Origin of the sequence: Nisaea sp. (assembly GCF_039990255.1) — a bacterium.
In the GTDB taxonomy this organism is placed as follows: domain Bacteria; phylum Pseudomonadota; class Alphaproteobacteria; order Thalassobaculales; family Thalassobaculaceae; genus Nisaea.
This window is the reverse complement of sequence record NZ_JBDXGG010000007.1, coordinates 180,493-196,980: the sequence shown is the minus strand read 5'-3', so window position 1 is coordinate 196,980 and position 16,488 is coordinate 180,493. Positions and strand designations below refer to the sequence as shown.

The following is a 16,488-nucleotide window of genomic DNA, read 5'->3' as shown; positions in this document are numbered from 1 at the left end:
ATCTGCATGTTCCCAAAGAAGGGTCTGGCCCGAAGGAATGTTTGGCAGGGGTGTTTGACAGGGGTGTTTGGTTCAACTGAAGCAAAAACCTCTGCCGAGCCATTCTATATCGCCCGGTATCCGATCCAATGGTTTGGTGGCGTGATCCATGCGCAGGGATGGAACGAAACACCATTGGACAGCGCCGGACACCAGAAACAAGAAAAGCCCCTGAAACCGGAGCTTTTGTCGACGTGTTTCCGATCAAACTTGGTGATCTGAAACTCAATTTTGGTGCCCAGGAGAAGACTCGAACTTCCACGACCTTGCGGCCACTGGCACCTGAAGCCAGCGCGTCTACCAATTCCGCCACCTGGGCACAACCGGCGGGTAGGTGTCCGCCAGTGAGGCCGGGTAAATGCCAGCACCCGGCGCGTCTGTCAAAGGCTTTTTACGGCGAGACGGCAATCCGGCCGTTCATCATATCGTTGACCGGGATTTTTGATCGCCCGGACCGCTCTGCTATATTATAAGCGACGGTAAGATAATGGAATGCGCCTCCGGTTTTGCTGGGACCGAAATGGCGCGCTTGAGAAGGGCAACAATCATGTTCCGAGGCAAGAAGGTCACCGTTTTCGGCGGCTCCGGTTTTATCGGCCGCAACATCGTGCGCGAACTCGCGCAGCAGGGCGCTCGGGTGACCGTTGGCTGCCGCGATGTCGAAGGCGCCAAACATCTCAAGGTTCAGGGTGTTGTCGGGCAGGTAACCCCTGTGCATGTCGACGTGACCCAAGGGGACGGCATTGCTGCGGCCCTGGAAGGCGCCGACATGGCTATCAATCTCTGCGGCATCCTGTTCGAGAGCGGGCGCAACCGGTTTGACGCCGTGCAAGGCACCGCTGCGGGCCTGATTGCAACCGAAGCCGCGAAAGCAGGCGTCACCAAGTTCGTGCATGTCTCCGCCATCGGCGCAAATGCAAACTCGGCCTCCCGTTACGCTCGCAGCAAGGCCGCCGGTGAAGCCGCCGTGAAGAGCGCCTTCCCGACTGCGACCATCCTGCGGCCGAGCATCGTTTTCGGACCCGACGACGGTTTCTTCAATCGTTTCGGCGCGATGGCGGAAGCGGTTTCTTTCCTGCCGCTTATCGGCGGCGGTCGAACGAAGTTCCAACCGGTCTATGTCGATGATGTCGCCCGCGCCACGTTTACGGCCCTGACCTCCGACGCGGCCGAAGGGAAAACATACGAGCTCGGCGGCCCGGCGATCTACAGCTTCAAGGAGCTGATGGAACTGGTGGTCGCTCAGACCGGGCGCAAATGCCGGCTGCTCAATATCCCGTTCTGGTTTGCCTCCCTTGAAGCAGCCTTCCTGGAGTTGCTGCCGACACCGCCGCTGACTCGCGATCAGGTGATTTTGCTGAAATCTGACAATGTGGTTTCCGAAGGCGCGGCGACACTGAAAGATCTTGGAATCGCCCCGACGGCCTGCGAAGCAATCCTGCCCACATATCTGGACCGTTTCCGCCCCGGTGGCCGCTATAACCGCTTCCGAGCGGCTTGAGGGCTCCGCAATGCGCTCCTCACCGCGTCAATGCGGTGAGGAAGATGCCCTGAGACCTTCGGGAAGATACTGTTCAAGCTGCGGGACGAATTTTCGCACTTCTATAGGCTTGCTGATATAGCCGTCAAAGCCAGAATCGAGTACTTTCTGCTCCACTCCATCCGTCACCAGCGCCGTAACTGCGATCAGCGGAACTCTTTTTAGGACCGCATCACTACGGATCTCGCGGGCAACCCCGAACCCGTCAAGCCCGTCCATAAGCAGGTCGCACAAAACAAGATCGGGACATGCCTCTCTGGCGGCTTTAAGGCCGGCATAACCATCTTCGGCGGCCCGCACCTCATACCCGAAGCCCTCCAGGAGAACCTGCAAGAGCTTCAGGTTCGCCGGCAGATCTTCAATGACCAGAATTTGCGTCGTCATTTCATACTCCCTTTTGGGGCAATGACAGGGTGAATGTACTTCCCTCGCCATGCACTGAAGAGAACTCGATATGTCCTCCCAGCCGCGCGGCCAGCTGTTGGCTGATGAACAGCCCAATCCCCGTCCCCTCTGTTCCCTGCCCCTGATTTGCGCGGTAAAACATTTCGAACAGACGTTCCCGTGCTTGTTCGGGAATACCGATACCGGTATCGGCGACCTCAAATCGAACGACCGCCGTGTCGCCTTTCCCAGCGCGCCGTACCGTTATCGTTACCCCACCTTCGCCCGTATATTTGACGGCGTTGCCGATGAGATTGATCAGGATCTGGGTCAGCATGCGGCGGCTGCTCTTGAGTTTTACCGGCTTGGCTGGCCCATCCAGGGACACGGACAGCTGTTTTGCCAAAGCCTCCTGCTCGATCATCTTGCACACTGCAGTTACGACTTCACGGCTGTCGATAGTCTCGATCACCATGTTCTCGGCATTGAATTCGGGCTGCATCAGTGAAAGGAGCTGATTGATCAGCGCCAACAGATGCTGGGCGCTTTGCTCAATCGTTTTGAGATGATCTTCTTGCTCATTGGTAAGCGGACCGGAAAGCCCCATCAGAAGCGTTGCGGCAAATCCCGATATCGCATTGAGGGGCGTGCGGAGCTCGTGAGACAGGCTGAACAGGAAACGGTTCACATTCACCAGTTTTTCGAGTTCAACCTCATTAGCCCGCGCCCGCCGTTCCCGCTCAAGACGCTCCGTCACATCCCGGATGGCGCTCAGAATGAGAATGCCGCTCCCAACCGGAACAGGACTGAGGCTGATTTCAACAGGAAACTGCTCCCCAGACCGCCGGACTCCCTGCAACTCGTAATTGGAGGCCATATTACGGGCACGTGGTGCCTCGACATATCGTTCACGGAAACCAACATGGCGCTTGCGATGTGCTGCCGGCATCAGCATCTCGACCTGGCTTCCGACAAGTTCAGATTTTGAATAACCGAACAGTTCTTCCACGCGACCGTTCGTCATGGAGATCTGACCACCGGAATCGACGATTAGCATCGCATCGGGGACTGACTCGAGGAAGAGTTCCAGTTTTTTGGCGCTAAGCAACTTCTGAGCGTCTCCAGCGCTGATAAAGCACTTCTGCATTCAGTTACCGCCGGCCCCTAACATCAGACGTTAGAGTACATTTATAATGAAAATCAATTTTTAATTGGCGCAAATGCCAAATTGAACAACCGGACGCTAAAACGCGCAAAACACGAACACCTTGTCAGCACTCGCGGGACGATGCTCCACATTCCATATTTTGAAAAATAGAGACCCGAAATGGACGAAGCCCGCTGGTTTCCCAGCGGGCTTCGATGGTGGAGCCAAGCGGGATCGAACCGCTGACCTCTACAATGCCATTGTAGCGCTCTCCCAGCTGAGCTATGGCCCCGATAACCTTGCGCCGGTTTGGGCCCCGGCGCGGGTGGGCTCGCTATGTAGCGAGCCCCGCCCGTCGGATCAAGTGCTTTTTGACAATATCGTCAAAACGCTTTCGATCAGAGATCCTCGTCATCTTTCTTGACCACAACGACATCATCATCGTCGTCATCATCCTCGAGAAGAGCATCGTCATCGTCATCGACATCCTCGATTTCGGCGATCAACGTGTCTTCACCGTCATCGTCATCGTCGCTGTCATCGTCAACGTCATCTGCCCCGGTGACCTTTTTATCATCCGAGTCCAGAGCCTCGACGCCATCGTCCTCTTCTTCGAGTTCGGCGTCCTCAGCCTCAGCTGGTTTACTTTTCTTCACATCCGCCACGGGAACCGGACGCGCCCGGCGGCTTTTCAGTACCGCCTCGGGGTCGTACTCGGTTTCGCATTTCGGGCAGACGATGGGAGATTTCATCAGGTCATAGAAGCGCGCGCCGCATGATTGACAGGTGCGCTTGATGCCCCATTCCGGTTTTGCCACGTCGTTTCTCCGACAGCCACTCGATCAAAATCGCTATTCAACGAGGCGCCGAATAGCTGTGATGCATGTATCTGTCAAAGTGAAAATGCGCAATGGAGAACCCGGAATCCCGCCAATCGTGCCTATTTCACCCAGACAGGCCGCAAGCCTCTGTGATAGAGAGCCTGCGGTCAACCCGAAGCCGACGCGTTTTCAAACCGCGCGAAGCCCCGTGAGAGCCTCATGACGTCCCTTACCTCATCCAAATGCGCCGCACTCACCGGAACACTCAAGGTTCCAGGCGACAAATCGATTTCCCACCGTTCCTTGATCCTGGGCGGTCTCGCTATCGGCCGGACGGCGGTTTCCGGTCTGCTCGAAGGCGAGGACGTGCTTGCGACAGCCGCAGCAATGCGCGCACTCGGCGCCGAGGTGAACCGGCTGGACGACGGTACATGGGAAGTCTTCGGCCGTGGGATTGGCACGCTCGACGAGCCTGAAGATATACTCGACCTCGGTAATTCAGGGACTGCGGCCCGCCTTCTCATGGGGCTGGTCGCCGGTCATCCGATCAATGCAGTCTTTACCGGCGACGCCTCCCTGCGCCGTCGGCCCATGGGCCGCGTCATTACCCCGTTGAGCCAGATCGGCGCCGCCTTTCACGGCCGCGCCGGCGGCCGCCTGCCGCTGTGCGTCGAAGGCGCCACTGACCCGCTGCCGATCCGCTACACACTCCCCGTCGCGTCAGCCCAGGTGAAATCGGCAATTCTGCTCGCAGGCCTGAACACGCCGGGCGAGACGACGGTGATCGAGCCGGAGAAAACCCGCGACCACACAGAAACCATGTTCCGTCATTTCGGTGCGGAGGTCCGGGTCGAGGATCTCCCCGAGGGCCGGGTCATTACCGTAACCGGCCAGCCTGAATTCAAGGCAAAGGATATCGTCGTTCCGGCCGACCCGTCCTCCGCCGCCTTTCCGGCCGTGGCCGCTCTGATAACGCCGAACTCCGACATCACCCTGCCGGCGGTCGGCCTCAACCCTTTACGCTTCGGTGTGTTCGAGACGCTGATCGAAATGGGGGCGGATATCGAGATTTCGAACCGCCGCATCGAAGCGGGAGAGCCTATCGGCGATATCCGGATCCGCAGCAGCGCACTCAGGGGCATCGAGGTTCCGGCGGAGCGCGCGCCGAGCATGATCGACGAGTATCCTATCCTTTCCGTTGCCGCTGCCTTCGCCGAGGGCGCAACCATCATGCGCGGGGTCGGCGAATTGCGGGTCAAGGAAAGCGATCGGCTCGGAGCGATGGCGCACGGGCTTGCCGCCACCGGCGTCCGTGTCGAGGAAGGCGAGGACATCCTTGCCGTCACCGGCTCCTCCAACGGCGTAGCAGGCGGCGCGACCATCGAAGCCGATCTCGACCACCGGATCGCCATGTCCTTCCTCGTGCTCGGCATGGGAGCCCAGGCCCCGGTCGTCATTGACGACGGCCGGACCATCGACACCAGCTTTCCGGGCTTCGCCGATCTGATGCGCGGAGCCGGTGCGAAGATCGATACCGGAGCAGACGCGTGATCATCGCCATCGACGGGCCGGCCGCAGCCGGCAAGGGCACGCTCGCGCGGCGCCTGGCCGATCATCTGGGCTATGCCTATCTGGATACGGGGTCCCTATATCGGGCCGTCGCCGTCATGCTGCTGCGCCAAAACGGCAACCCCGACGATGCCGAGACCGCCACGGAAGCGGCCCGCACGCTGGATCTGGAGCTGCTGGGCAGTCCGGATCTGCGCACGGGTGAAGCGGGAGCCGCAGCCTCCAAGGTCGCAGCAATCTCCACGGTCCGGAGCGCTCTGACAGATTTCCAACGGCAGTTCGCGACCCACCCTCCGGGCAATGCCGGAGGAGCCATTTTGGACGGCCGGGACATCGGAACGGTGATCTGCCCGGACGCGGACCGGAAACTCTTCGTCACCGCTTCATTGGAAGCCCGGGCTGAACGGCGATTCAAAGAGTTGCGGGAACGGGACGAGACCGCTATACATGCGCGCGTTTTGCAGGATATGCGTGAACGTGATGCCCGCGATGCAGGTCGGAGCGATGCCCCGATGAAGCAAGCGGACGATGCGGTCCTGATTGACACGTCGTCGATGACCCCGGACGAGGCCTTTGCGGCAGCGCTGGATGTGATCGAAGACGCGGGCTGATCACCGCAGACTGCGAAACATGAGAGATGCCGGTCATTAGGTCCGATGACCGGTTTTGGAAACCAACGGTGGCTGACAGGCTCAGCCGCGTTCCAACCCACGGACCGGGTGGAACGGTTCCGCGATGCGGGACGCAAATCCAATTTGCACAGCCACCATGAACAGATGCCGGCGAACCGCGGTTTTCCGGCAATACCCATTGAGGAGCTTACATGGCTAATACAGCCGGAGCGGTCCAAGAACCGGAAATGACTGAGAATTTTGCTGCCCTGCTCGACGAGTCCTTTGGCGACGTCACGAGCATCGAAGGCAGCGTCGTAAAGGGCACCGTTATCTCTGTCGATAATGATGCGGCCCTGATCGACGTCGGACTGAAGTCCGAAGGCCGTGTGGCGCTGAAGGAATTCGGCAACCCGGGCCAGAAAGCGGAACTGAAGCCCGGCGACATCGTCGAGGTCTATGTCGAGCGCATGGAAGACCGTAACGGCGAAGCCATGCTGAGCCGTGAAAAGGCCCGTCGCGAGGAAGCCTGGGCGGTTCTGGAAACCGGTTTCGAAAACAACGAGCGTGTCACCGGCACCATCTTCGGCCGGGTCAAAGGCGGCTTCACCGTCGATCTCTCCGGCGCCGTGGCCTTCCTGCCGGGCAGCCAGGTCGACATCCGTCCGGTCCGCGACATCGGCCCGCTGCTGGGTACGCCGCAGCCGTTCCAGATCCTGAAAATGGACCGCCGCCGGGGCAACATCGTCGTTTCCCGCCGTGCCGTTCTTGAAGAGTCCCGCGCCGAAGCCCGTTCCGAGCTGGTTGCGAACCTCCAGGAAGGCCAGGTCCTCCAGGGTGTGGTCAAGAACATCACCGACTACGGCGCGTTCGTGGATCTCGGCGGTGTCGACGGTCTGCTGCACGTCACCGACATCGCGTGGCGCCGCATCAACCATCCGAGCGAAGCCCTGCAGATCGGTGCGACCGTCAAGGTCCAGGTCATCCGCTTCAACCCGGAAACCCAGCGTATCTCCCTCGGCATGAAGCAGCTTGAGGCCGATCCGTGGGAAGGTGTGGATCTGAAGTATCCGGTCGGCACGAAGTTCACCGGTCGCGTCACGAACATCACCGACTACGGCGCGTTCGTCGAACTCGAGCCGGGCATCGAAGGTCTGGTCCACGTCTCCGAAATGAGCTGGACCAAGAAGAACGTGCATCCGGGCAAGATCGTCTCCACCAGCCAGGAAGTCGAGGTCATGGTCCTCGATGTCGATCCGTCCAAGCGGCGTATCTCCCTCGGCCTCAAGCAGTGCATGGCCAATCCGTGGGACGATTTCGTCACCGCATATCCGGCCGGCACCGAGATCGAAGGCGAAGTCAAGAACATCACCGAATTCGGTCTGTTCGTTGGCCTCTCCGGCGAGATCGACGGCATGGTTCACCTCTCCGACCTCTCCTGGGAGCAGTCGGGCGAGGAAGCCATCAAGGAATTCAAGAAGGGCGACATGGTCAAGGCGAAGGTCCTTGACGTGGATACCGACAAGGAGCGTATCTCCCTCGGCATCAAGCAGCTCTCCGAAGATCCCTTCGAGTCCGGCGCTTCCGATCTGCGCAAGGGTGCTGTCGTCACCTGCACCGTGACCACGCTGACCGACAATGGTCTCGAGGTTGCTGTCGGCGATGGCCTGCACGGCTTCATCCGCAAGTCCGACCTGTCCCGGGATCGCTCCGAGCAGCGTCCGGACCGGTTCGCGGTTGGCGAGAAGGTCGATGCCAAGATCACCCAGATCGACAACAAGACGCGCAAGCTGACCCTGTCGATCAAGGCTCGCGAAGTCGAAGAAGAGAAGAAGGCCATGGCCGACTACGGTTCTTCCGACAGCGGAGCCAGCCTGGGCGACATTCTCGGCGCTGCTCTGAAGCAGAGAGAAGAAGGACAGACGGACTAAGGCATCGCCTGTTCGACTGTTTCGCAAAGTGCGGCGCCGCCCCGGTTTGGGCGGCGCCGTTTTTGTATGCATCGTGACAATTTCGCACTTATGATTTTGTGAAGTGCGTTTTTATTATGCAAAAGAGAGACTTACACTTGACGAACCACGATAAAATTCGTTTTTATTGTGGTGATGTACCAGTACCGGCGCGAGATCAGCGAGCCGGATGGTCAATTGGGGGAGCGTGGCAAACATGACCAAATCTGAGTTGATCATGCGTCTTGCCGAGGCAAACCCGCATCTCTACCAGCGTGACGTTGAGCGGATTGTCTCCGCAATCTTCGACGAAATCTCCGATGCTCTTGCGAGCGGAGATCGCGTGGAACTCCGCGGATTTGGTGCCTTTTCCGTGAAAAAGCGCGACGCCCGCGTCGGCCGCAACCCGCGCACCGGCGATTCAGTTCCGGTCCAGGAAAAGTTCGTGCCCTTCTTCAAGACCGGCAAGCAGCTGCGCGACCGCATCAACGACGGCTGAGAGCCTTCCGGCTCAGACAGCGTCCGTCCTAAATAACCATTTCCAACATCGTGATCCCGGCCGGAGAGCCGGGACCTTGGCGATCATTGAGCTGTGTCCGCCCTCCCTGGGTCCCGGATAAGGTCGGCCATGACGATTTAGGTCAAAGCACCCTCGACAACGCGCACCTCGCCGCGAAATCAATAAGGGCTGAAGCCGTTTCGACCTTTCAGCTCCCAATCGTTTCAACAAATTCAGCCTGATATCTCGTCACGGGGCTACGCACCGAGCGGCCTATCGCCTATATTCGATAACGGTTTCGCAATTACGGTAGCGCCATGGCCCGCAGATCCTTCATCGCAAGAACAATCAGCATGCTGATCGGGTTGCCGGTCGCACTTGTTATCGTGCTGTTTGCAATCAGCAACCGCCATCTTGTCGAGGTCGGCTTCTGGCCTTTGCCGGTCGTCGTTGAGGTACCAGCTTATATCCTCGGTCTCTGCACCATGGCGTTCGGCTTCTTGCTCGGCGTTGTCGCCACCTGGATCAGCGGCGGCTCGACCCGCCACCGGGCTCGTCTAGCCGAAGGCAAGGCGCGCCGGCTGGAAAAGGATTTGGATCACAAGACGCACGAGGCGGATGATCTCCGGAAAGCCCTGCCGGCACCGGAAAAGCGCTGACACCCGAGGAAGTCGAGACAATAATGGACGTCAAAATCTGCGGCCTGAGAACGCCGGAAGCCGTTGCGGCAACCGCTGCGGCCGGGGCCAGCCATATCGGCCTTAATTTCTTTCCGCCCTCGCCGCGCGCGGTCACGCCCGAGGCGGCGAAGGAACTCGCCGCCCACGCCCCGGAAGGGGTGAAGGTCGTCGCCCTCGTGGTCGATGCCGACGACGCGCTGTTCGAGGCGATCTGGACGAACGTGCATCCCGACATTTTCCAGCTCCACGGCAAAGAGAGCCCGGACCGGGTTCGCGAGATCAAGGCCCGCTACGGCACTCAGGTAATGAAGGTTATCCGGGTCGCCGATGCAGCGGACGCACGCAGCGCGGAAGCTTATGACAGGGTCGCCGACTTCATCCTGTTCGATGCCAAGCCGCCAAAGGACAAAGACAAGCTGCCCGGCGGTAACGGACTCATTTTTGACTGGACGTCTCTCCAGGCCTACAGGGGTAACACGCCCTGGATGCTGGCAGGCGGACTTGATGCTGCGAACGTTGCCGAAGCCATCAGGGTGACCGGCGCGAAAGCCGTCGACACCGCCTCCGGGGCCGAAGATGCGCCCGGTGCGAAGAACCCGGAAAAGATCAGGGCCTTCGTCAGTGCTGCTTTACAGGCACAATAGCACCCGAAATGCCCTTCCCAGCCTTGCCTTACAAAAGCGCGCAACGCATTATGCGGCGTTTCGTGAGCGTCATGAATACACGCCTCGAGTCCGCAAGCCCCGATCCGACGAGGAAGCCTGATAAATGGCAAGCTCCACGCCAGCCCTGAACTCATTCCGCAACGGCCCCGACGAGAATGGCCATTTCGGTATATTCGGCGGTCGCTACGTCGCCGAAACCCTGATGCCTTTGGTTCTGGAGGTCGAGAAGGCCTACCTGACGGCGAAGGGGGATCCGGATTTCTGGGCGGAGATGGAATATTACCGGAAGCATTATATCGGCCGTCCGAGCGCGCTCTATTTCGCGCCCCGGCTGACGGAGCATTTCGGCGGCGGTAAGCTCTACTTCAAGCGGGACGAGCTGAACCATACCGGCGCGCACAAGATCAATAACGTGATGGGCCAGGCCCTGCTCGCCAAGCGCATGGGCAGGACCAAGATCATTGCCGAGACGGGCGCCGGTCAGCACGGCGTCGCCACGGCGACCGCTTGCGCCCTGTTCGGCATGGAATGCGAAGTGTTCATGGGTGCCGAGGACGTCAAGCGGCAGAAACCGAATGTGGACCGGATGCGTCTGCTCGGCGCCAAGGTGGTTCCGGTGACATCGGGCTCCTCCACCCTGAAAGACGCCATGAACGAGGCACTTCGCTATTGGGTCTCGAAGGCGGAGACTCACTTCTACATCATCGGTACCGCAGCCGGGCCGCACCCCTATCCAGCCATGGTCCGCGACTTCCAGTGCATCATCGGCGAGGAAGTCCGCTGGCAGCTTGAGGAGGCCGAAGGCAAGCTTCCCGACGCGCTGGTCGCCTGCATCGGCGGCGGCTCCAACGCCATTGGCCTGTTCCATCCGTTCCTCGATGACGAGAGCGTCGAAATCTTCGGTGTCGAGGCCGCCGGTCACGGCATTCCGTCAGGTGAGCATGCGGCCTCCCTGACAGGCGGAAACCCGGGTGTGCTACACGGCAACCGGACCTATCTCCTGCAGAACGACGACGGTCAGATCACCGAGGCGCACTCGATCTCGGCCGGTCTTGATTATCCGGGAATCGGGCCGGAACATTCCTGGCTGCATGAGAGTGGCCGGGTGAAATATGTCAGCGCGACCGACACGGACGCGCTCAAAGCCTTCGCGCTTTGCTCCAAGCTGGAAGGCATCATTCCGGCGCTGGAGCCGAGCCATGCGCTGGCTTATGTCGGCACCATGATCGGCGATCTGGCAAAAGACAAAGTCGTGGTCATGAATCTCTGTGGCCGCGGTGACAAGGACCTGGATGCGGTGATTCCGCGGCTCGAGGAAATGGGCGAACTCTGATGAATTATACCGCTTCCCGCCTGGACAAGTGCTTCGCGGCTCTCAAGAACGAAAACCGCGCCGGTCTCGGCATTTTCATCACCGCCGGCGATCCCGATGCGGAAACCTCGCTCGCCATCATGAAAGCCCTGCCCGGTGCCGGTGCCGACATGATCGAGTTCGGCATGCCTTTCTCAGATCCGATGGCCGACGGCCCTTCAGTCCAGGCATCCAGCCAGCGGTCTCTGAAGGCTGGCGGCAGTCTGGCCAGGACCCTCGCTCAGCTCCGTGCTTTCCGGGAAGACGACAAGACCACGCCGGTCGTTCTCATGGGCTACTACAACCCGATCTATATCTATGGGGTCGAGAAGTTCCTGAGCGATGCAATAGAGGCCGGTGCCGACGGCCTGATCGTCGTCGATCTGCCGCCGGAAGAAGACGATGAGCTGTGCCTGCCCGCCGTCAAGCGCAACCTGCCGTTCGTGCGGCTGGCAACGCCGACAACGGACGAAGTACGCCTGCCGACGGTGCTGACCAATACCAGCGGTTTCCTGTATTATGTCTCGATCGCAGGAGTTACCGGAACAGCAGACGTCCCGATCGATATGGTGACCGCCGCGCTGGAAAGGTTGCGCAAGCATACCGATATTCCGATCGGCGTCGGTTTCGGCATCAAGACGAAAGAACAGGCAGCGGCAGTTGCTACGGTGGCGGATGCCTGCATCGTTGGCTCGGCCGTGGTCGATGCCATCAGGGATTCGCTTGACGGTTCAGGAAAAGCGACCGGTAAAACCGTCGGCGCCGTGACTGCACTTGTCTCCGAGCTTGCCGCCGGTGTACGGAACGCTCGGTCTTAAACCCGGTCTTAGAATAGTATAATCACCGCAGCCTGCGGAGAGGACGGATATGAACTGGATCACCAACTCGGTCCTGCCGAAAATCAAGGCACTCGTGCAGCCGCGCGATGTTCCGGACAATCTCTGGGTTAAGTGCGGCGGCTGCGGAGAGATGATTTTCCACCGCAATCTTGAGGAAAACCATCAGGTCTGCCCGAACTGTCAGCATCACATGCGGATGGGCGCGGAAACCCGGATGGAGATGCTGTTCGACGATGACAGCTTCAACCGGATCGAGCTGCCGAAGCCTGTTCTGGACCCGCTGAAATTCCGCGACCGCAAGCGCTACACGGATCGCCTGAAAGAAGCGCAGGCAAAAACCGGGTCCGATGACGCGATTATCGTCGCGCATGGCAAAATGGGCGGAGCGGCGGTGGTGCTCGCCCTGTTCCGTTTCGACTTTATGGGCGGTTCCATGGGCCCTGCGGTCGGCGATGCGCTGGTGCGCGCTGCCGAACTGGCGAAAGCGCAGAAAGCACCGCTGGTGGTCTTCCCGGCGTCAGGCGGCGCGCGCATGCAGGAAGGCATCCTGTCACTGATGCAAATGCCTCGGACCGTGATCGCACGAGAGATCGTCCGCGAGTCCGGCCTGCCTTTCGTTGTCGTGCTGACCGATCCGACCACGGGAGGCGTTACCGCGTCCTTCGCCATGCTGGGCGACATTCATATCGCCGAGCCCGGTGCAATCATTGGCTTCGCCGGGCAGCGCGTGATCCAGGAAACCATCCGCGAGCAGCTTCCGGACGGCTTCCAGCGCTCGGAGTACCTGCTTGAGCACGGCATGGTCGACATGGTCGTGCACCGCAAGGACATGCGCGACACGCTGATCCGCGTCTTCTCCATGATCCGTGATCCAATGCCGAAGGCAGTGGTCGTCTCCCTGCCGAATGCGGACAAACCGGAGAGCGAAGCAGACGACAGCGCGAGCTGATCGCCCGCCGGAGGATTTCGAAATTTCTGAAAATGCATCCTCTCCGCAGGTGATCCTGGACCGGCTCCAACGCCTGCACCCAAAGCTGATCGACTTGTCCCTCGACCGGCTGGAACGGCTCCTCGGCCTGCTCGATAATCCGGAACAGAAGCTGCCGCCGGTGATCCATGTCGCCGGCACAAACGGCAAAGGCTCGACCATCGCCATGCTGCGGGCGATCTACGAAGCGGCGGGCCGCAAGGTCCATGCCGACACCTCGCCGCATCTCGTCCGCTATAACGAGCGCTTCTATATCGCCGGCAAGGAGATCGAAGACGCGCCACTGGTGGAGATCCTGGAAGAGTGCGAGCAGGCCAATGCGGGCGCCCCGATCACCCATTTCGAAATCACCACGGCGGCAGCCTTCCTCGCCTTCTCCCGCACCCCGGCAGACGTTCTGCTGCTTGAAGTCGGGCTCGGCGGCCGGTTCGACGCGACCAATGTGATCGAGAAACCGGCGGTTTCCGTCATCACCCCGGTCTCGATGGACCATATGGGTTTTCTCGGCGACACGATCGAGAAGATCGCCTTCGAGAAGGCCGGCATCCTGAAACCCGGCGTGCCCGCCGTGATCGGCCCGCAGGAACCAGCGGCGCTCACGGTCATCGAGGCCCGCGCGGCGGAAGTCGGCGCGCCACTGTACCGGTACGGCAAGGAATGGGGCGTCGCGGAAGGCGGAGACGGCATGCTGTTCAGCAGCGACGGCACCACCCGGCGCTATCCCCGGCCCGCTCTACTCGGTGCGCATCAGATCTTCAACGCGGGTCAGGCCCTGATGGCCGCGGACCTGGCGGAAAGCAGCGTCGAAACCACCGAGGGCGCCCGCGCAAAGGGTATCACCGAGGCCTCATGGCCCGGCCGCATGCAGGAGTTGGAAGACGGAGCGCTCACGGACTATCTCGCTCCCGGCTCCATGCTCTGGGTCGATGGCGGACATAATGAGAGTGCCGCCTCGTCCGTCGCCGCGATCCTCGACGGCTGGGCAGACGAACGGCGCGCCCTCCCCGTGCATCTGCTGTTTGGCTCCCTCAACACGCGGGACCCGGCGGCCTATCTGAAACATCTCAGGGGACGGGCGGCACGGCTCTATGTCATGCCCATCCCCGGCGAGGAAAACAGTCTGACAGAGGATGAACTGATGGACGGCGCAAAACGCGCCGCCATGCCCGCCATCCCGGTGCCAACCATTCAGCAGGCGCTGCGCGACAGCCAGAAAAAAGGCGCGGCCGTCCGCTTCCTGATCTGCGGCTCGCTCTATCTCGCCGGGCATGCGCTTGGACTTAATCGAAGCGCCTGAACTCTCGGGCGCCGCGCCGTCATACCGGCGGAGGCCGGGGCCCAGGGAAGACGGCCCCGGCCTTATGATCACTGGGCCCCGGCCTTCGCCGGGGTGACGGACCGGAGAATACAAGCGGCACCATCCGGTTGCCGCTCCTGCCCTTCCACGCATTGGAGCACCACCATGGATCTCGGACTCAAAGGCAAGAAAATCATCGTCACCGGTGGCACCCGCGGTATCGGGCTGGCAATCGCAGACGCCTGCGCGGCCGAAGGTGCTTCCGTATCGATTTGCGGGCGTACCGAATCCAGTCTCACAGCAGCGGCGGAGCAGCTCGCGCGCCATGGCGGCGTGGTGCATACAGCGCCGTGCGACGTTGCCGACGCGGATGCAGTTGCAGCCTATATCGACGCAGCGGCGACAGCGCTCGGCGGCATTGACGGGTTGGTGAACAATCCCTCCGGTTTCGGTGCCTCCGACGACGAGGACGGCTGGAAAAAGAGCATGGATGTCGACCTGATGGGCGTGGTCCGGGCGACCTGGGCCGCCTATCCACATCTGGTTGCGAGCAAAGGCTCGGTGCTGACCATCTCCTCCATCTCCGGCGTTGGCGCTTCCGGATCGATCCCCTATGGCGCGGTCAAGGCCGCCGTGATCCAGCTCACGCAGAGCCATGCGAAAAAATTCGCCGCCGACCGGGTCCGGGTGAACTGCATCGCCCCCGGCTCCATCGAGTTTCCCGGCGGCAGCTGGGAACGGCGCAAGACCGAAGCACCGGACGTCTATACTTCCACTCTCGCCAAGATCCCGTTTGATCGCTACGGCAAACCGGAAGAAATCGGCACCGTCGCCGCCTTCCTGCTCTCCCCCGCCGCCCGCTGGGTCACCGGCCAGACCATAGCGGTCGATGGCGGGCAGAACCTGTAGGCATCAGAAGCGCAACATCCCGCACTTCACCGTCATCCCGTTGAAAAACGGAACCCATGCTCCGCAAGAGAGCCATAGAATTCGAACGTCATCGGGATGACGCTGAAAACTGGTAAAGCTGGATTTATCGAGACCTGATCGCAAAGGCTGGCTGCAGCCATGAACCGCCCCACGCTAGAGACCCAACGCTTTCTGCTGCGCTCTCTTGAGGATTCCGACATAGTCCACATGGCGGAACTCATTTTCGGCGATCCGGATATCGGCTGGCGATTTGGCCTCGTCGCGGACACGAGCAGCCCCGATGCGGTCGTCGGGACCGCCAGGCACTGGATCGAGGAAGCGAACAGCAACTGGGCCACTGGCGGATGGGGTGCATGGGCGATCCAGCCGCGTGGCAGCAACGCCATCCCGGAACGCCCTTTCCTCGGCTTTTGCGGCTTCTTCGATCCCGACCCGCCGATAGAAAATCACGAACTCGCCTATGGCATCGCCAAGGCGCATTGGGGACAAGGCATCGCAACAGAGGCAGCCACAGCCGCTCTGGCATTCCTGTTTCAGGAAACGGAAGCGAGGCAGGCCGAAACCGTCTGCCATCCGACGATCAATCTCGGCTCCTCAAGGGTTCTGCAAAAAGCCGGGATGCGGTTGCGCGGCCAGATCGACTATTGCGGCTCGGTTGCAGCCGGACACGGCCTCTTTAACCATTTCGGCATCGACCGTGCGGACTGGCTGAACTGGCACGCCTCCACCGCACCGTCATCCCGGCTTCTGCCGGAGTGACGTCCGGGAATCACCACGTCAGAATAGGTTAAGGTTTCCACCCAGTCGAACCAGGAACAAGCAATGCCACAGGCCATCAATCTCGCGGAAAAACTCACCAAATTCAGCGACCACTGGTCGCCAAAAATCGTCTCCGCCTTCAACGGGCACGACATCATGGTTGTGAAGGTCAAAGGCGAATTTAACTGGCATGACCATACGGACAGCGACGATTTTTTCCTCGTCCTGAAAGGCTCCATCCGGATCGAGACCGAGCAGGGCAATGTCACACTCAATCCGGGCGAACTCTATGTCGTCCCGCGCGGCGTCAAACACCGCCCGGTCGCCGATGAAGAAGCGCATCTGCTGCTGATCGAACCGGCAGGCCTGCCGAACACGGGTGATGAGACGACGGCGGCGCGAAAAGAAGAGATCTGAACC

Annotated in this window: 18 protein-coding genes and 2 tRNA genes; 15 read left to right on the top strand and 5 right to left on the bottom strand. The window is 60.5% G+C overall.

Translation table 11 applies throughout. The features are described 5' to 3' along the window. Positions 1 to 6 precede the first annotated feature (6 nt). The gene (locus tag ABJ076_RS05685) at positions 7 to 261 is read left to right on the top strand and encodes a hypothetical protein (protein WP_348190987.1); all 255 of its coding nucleotides are present in this window, start codon (positions 7 to 9) and stop codon (positions 259 to 261) included. A gap of 10 nt (positions 262 to 271) precedes the next feature. Here the strand turns inward: ABJ076_RS05685 and ABJ076_RS05680 are convergent. Continuing rightward, a tRNA-Leu gene (locus ABJ076_RS05680) sits at positions 272 to 358 on the bottom strand. A 228-nt stretch (positions 359 to 586) separates the two neighbouring features. Between ABJ076_RS05680 and ABJ076_RS05675 the strand changes: the two genes are divergently transcribed. Further along, positions 587 to 1,540, top strand: coding sequence for a complex I NDUFA9 subunit family protein (locus ABJ076_RS05675; protein ID WP_348190984.1), 954 nt, complete (start codon positions 587 to 589; stop codon positions 1,538 to 1,540). A gap of 27 nt (positions 1,541 to 1,567) precedes the next feature. On the opposite strand, the gene ABJ076_RS05670 is transcribed toward ABJ076_RS05675, so the two are convergent. The 4 genes from ABJ076_RS05670 to ABJ076_RS05655 form a co-directional block, all read right to left on the bottom strand. Continuing rightward, positions 1,568 to 1,963: a response regulator gene (locus ABJ076_RS05670; RefSeq protein ID WP_348190981.1), complete on the bottom strand. Its 396-nt coding sequence runs from the start codon at positions 1,961 to 1,963 to the stop codon at positions 1,568 to 1,570. Between the two features lies 1 nt (position 1,964). Beyond that, the gene (locus ABJ076_RS05665; protein WP_348190979.1) at positions 1,965 to 3,110 is read right to left on the bottom strand and encodes an ATP-binding protein; all 1,146 of its coding nucleotides are present in this window, start codon (positions 3,108 to 3,110) and stop codon (positions 1,965 to 1,967) included. Between the two features lie 216 nt (positions 3,111 to 3,326). Beyond that, positions 3,327 to 3,402 (bottom strand) — tRNA-Ala (locus tag ABJ076_RS05660). Positions 3,403 to 3,508: 106 nt separating this feature from the next. Beyond that, a complete protein-coding gene (locus tag ABJ076_RS05655; RefSeq protein ID WP_348190977.1) occupies positions 3,509 to 3,928 on the bottom strand; it encodes a TIGR02300 family protein in 420 nt (139 codons plus the stop codon). 222 nt (positions 3,929 to 4,150) lie between these two features. Between ABJ076_RS05655 and aroA the strand changes: the two genes are divergently transcribed. From aroA to ABJ076_RS05590, 13 genes are all read left to right on the top strand, one after another. Further along, entirely contained in the window at positions 4,151 to 5,482 is a 1,332-nt protein-coding gene (gene aroA / locus ABJ076_RS05650) for a 3-phosphoshikimate 1-carboxyvinyltransferase (RefSeq protein WP_348190974.1), read from the top strand. After that, entirely contained in the window at positions 5,479 to 6,111 is a 633-nt protein-coding gene (gene cmk, locus ABJ076_RS05645; protein ID WP_348190971.1) for a (d)CMP kinase, read from the top strand. The genes aroA and cmk overlap by 4 nt, the downstream gene beginning before the upstream one ends. 212 nt (positions 6,112 to 6,323) lie before the next feature. Continuing rightward, positions 6,324 to 8,042, top strand: a complete 1,719-nt coding sequence (gene rpsA, locus ABJ076_RS05640) for a 30S ribosomal protein S1 (RefSeq protein ID WP_348190969.1) — start codon at positions 6,324 to 6,326, stop codon at positions 8,040 to 8,042. 235 nt (positions 8,043 to 8,277) lie between these two features. Next, on the top strand, positions 8,278 to 8,559 hold the full coding sequence (gene ihfB, locus ABJ076_RS05635) for an integration host factor subunit beta (protein ID WP_028467651.1): 282 nt from the start codon (positions 8,278 to 8,280) through the stop codon (positions 8,557 to 8,559). Between the two features lie 317 nt (positions 8,560 to 8,876). Continuing rightward, positions 8,877 to 9,218, top strand: a complete 342-nt coding sequence (locus tag ABJ076_RS05630; RefSeq protein WP_348190965.1) for a LapA family protein — start codon at positions 8,877 to 8,879, stop codon at positions 9,216 to 9,218. 23 nt (positions 9,219 to 9,241) lie between these two features. Next, positions 9,242 to 9,883: a phosphoribosylanthranilate isomerase gene (locus ABJ076_RS05625; protein ID WP_348190962.1), complete on the top strand. Its 642-nt coding sequence runs from the start codon at positions 9,242 to 9,244 to the stop codon at positions 9,881 to 9,883. Positions 9,884 to 10,007: 124 nt separating this feature from the next. Further along, the gene (gene trpB, locus ABJ076_RS05620; protein ID WP_348190959.1) at positions 10,008 to 11,237 is read left to right on the top strand and encodes a tryptophan synthase subunit beta; all 1,230 of its coding nucleotides are present in this window, start codon (positions 10,008 to 10,010) and stop codon (positions 11,235 to 11,237) included. Next, positions 11,237 to 12,073 carry a tryptophan synthase subunit alpha gene (gene trpA / locus ABJ076_RS05615; RefSeq protein WP_348190956.1) on the top strand — a complete coding sequence of 279 codons (837 nt, stop codon included), beginning with the start codon at positions 11,237 to 11,239 and terminating at the stop codon, positions 12,071 to 12,073. Before trpB ends, trpA begins: the two co-directional genes overlap by 1 nt. Positions 12,074 to 12,122: 49 nt before the next feature. After that, positions 12,123 to 13,043 (top strand): acetyl-CoA carboxylase, carboxyltransferase subunit beta, encoded by a 921-nt coding sequence (gene accD / locus ABJ076_RS05610; RefSeq protein ID WP_348190954.1) that lies wholly within the window; start codon positions 12,123 to 12,125, stop codon positions 13,041 to 13,043. A gap of 49 nt (positions 13,044 to 13,092) precedes the next feature. Continuing rightward, a complete protein-coding gene (locus ABJ076_RS05605) occupies positions 13,093 to 14,379 on the top strand; it encodes a folylpolyglutamate synthase/dihydrofolate synthase family protein (RefSeq protein WP_348513294.1) in 1,287 nt (428 codons plus the stop codon). 165 nt (positions 14,380 to 14,544) lie between these two features. After that, positions 14,545 to 15,288: an SDR family NAD(P)-dependent oxidoreductase gene (locus ABJ076_RS05600; protein WP_348190948.1), complete on the top strand. Its 744-nt coding sequence runs from the start codon at positions 14,545 to 14,547 to the stop codon at positions 15,286 to 15,288. A gap of 159 nt (positions 15,289 to 15,447) precedes the next feature. Then, positions 15,448 to 16,068 (top strand): GNAT family protein, encoded by a 621-nt coding sequence (locus ABJ076_RS05595; RefSeq protein WP_348190945.1) that lies wholly within the window; start codon positions 15,448 to 15,450, stop codon positions 16,066 to 16,068. Positions 16,069 to 16,131: 63 nt separating this feature from the next. Then, the gene (locus tag ABJ076_RS05590) at positions 16,132 to 16,485 is read left to right on the top strand and encodes a cupin domain-containing protein (RefSeq protein WP_348190942.1); all 354 of its coding nucleotides are present in this window, start codon (positions 16,132 to 16,134) and stop codon (positions 16,483 to 16,485) included. Positions 16,486 to 16,488: the final 3 nt, after the last annotated feature.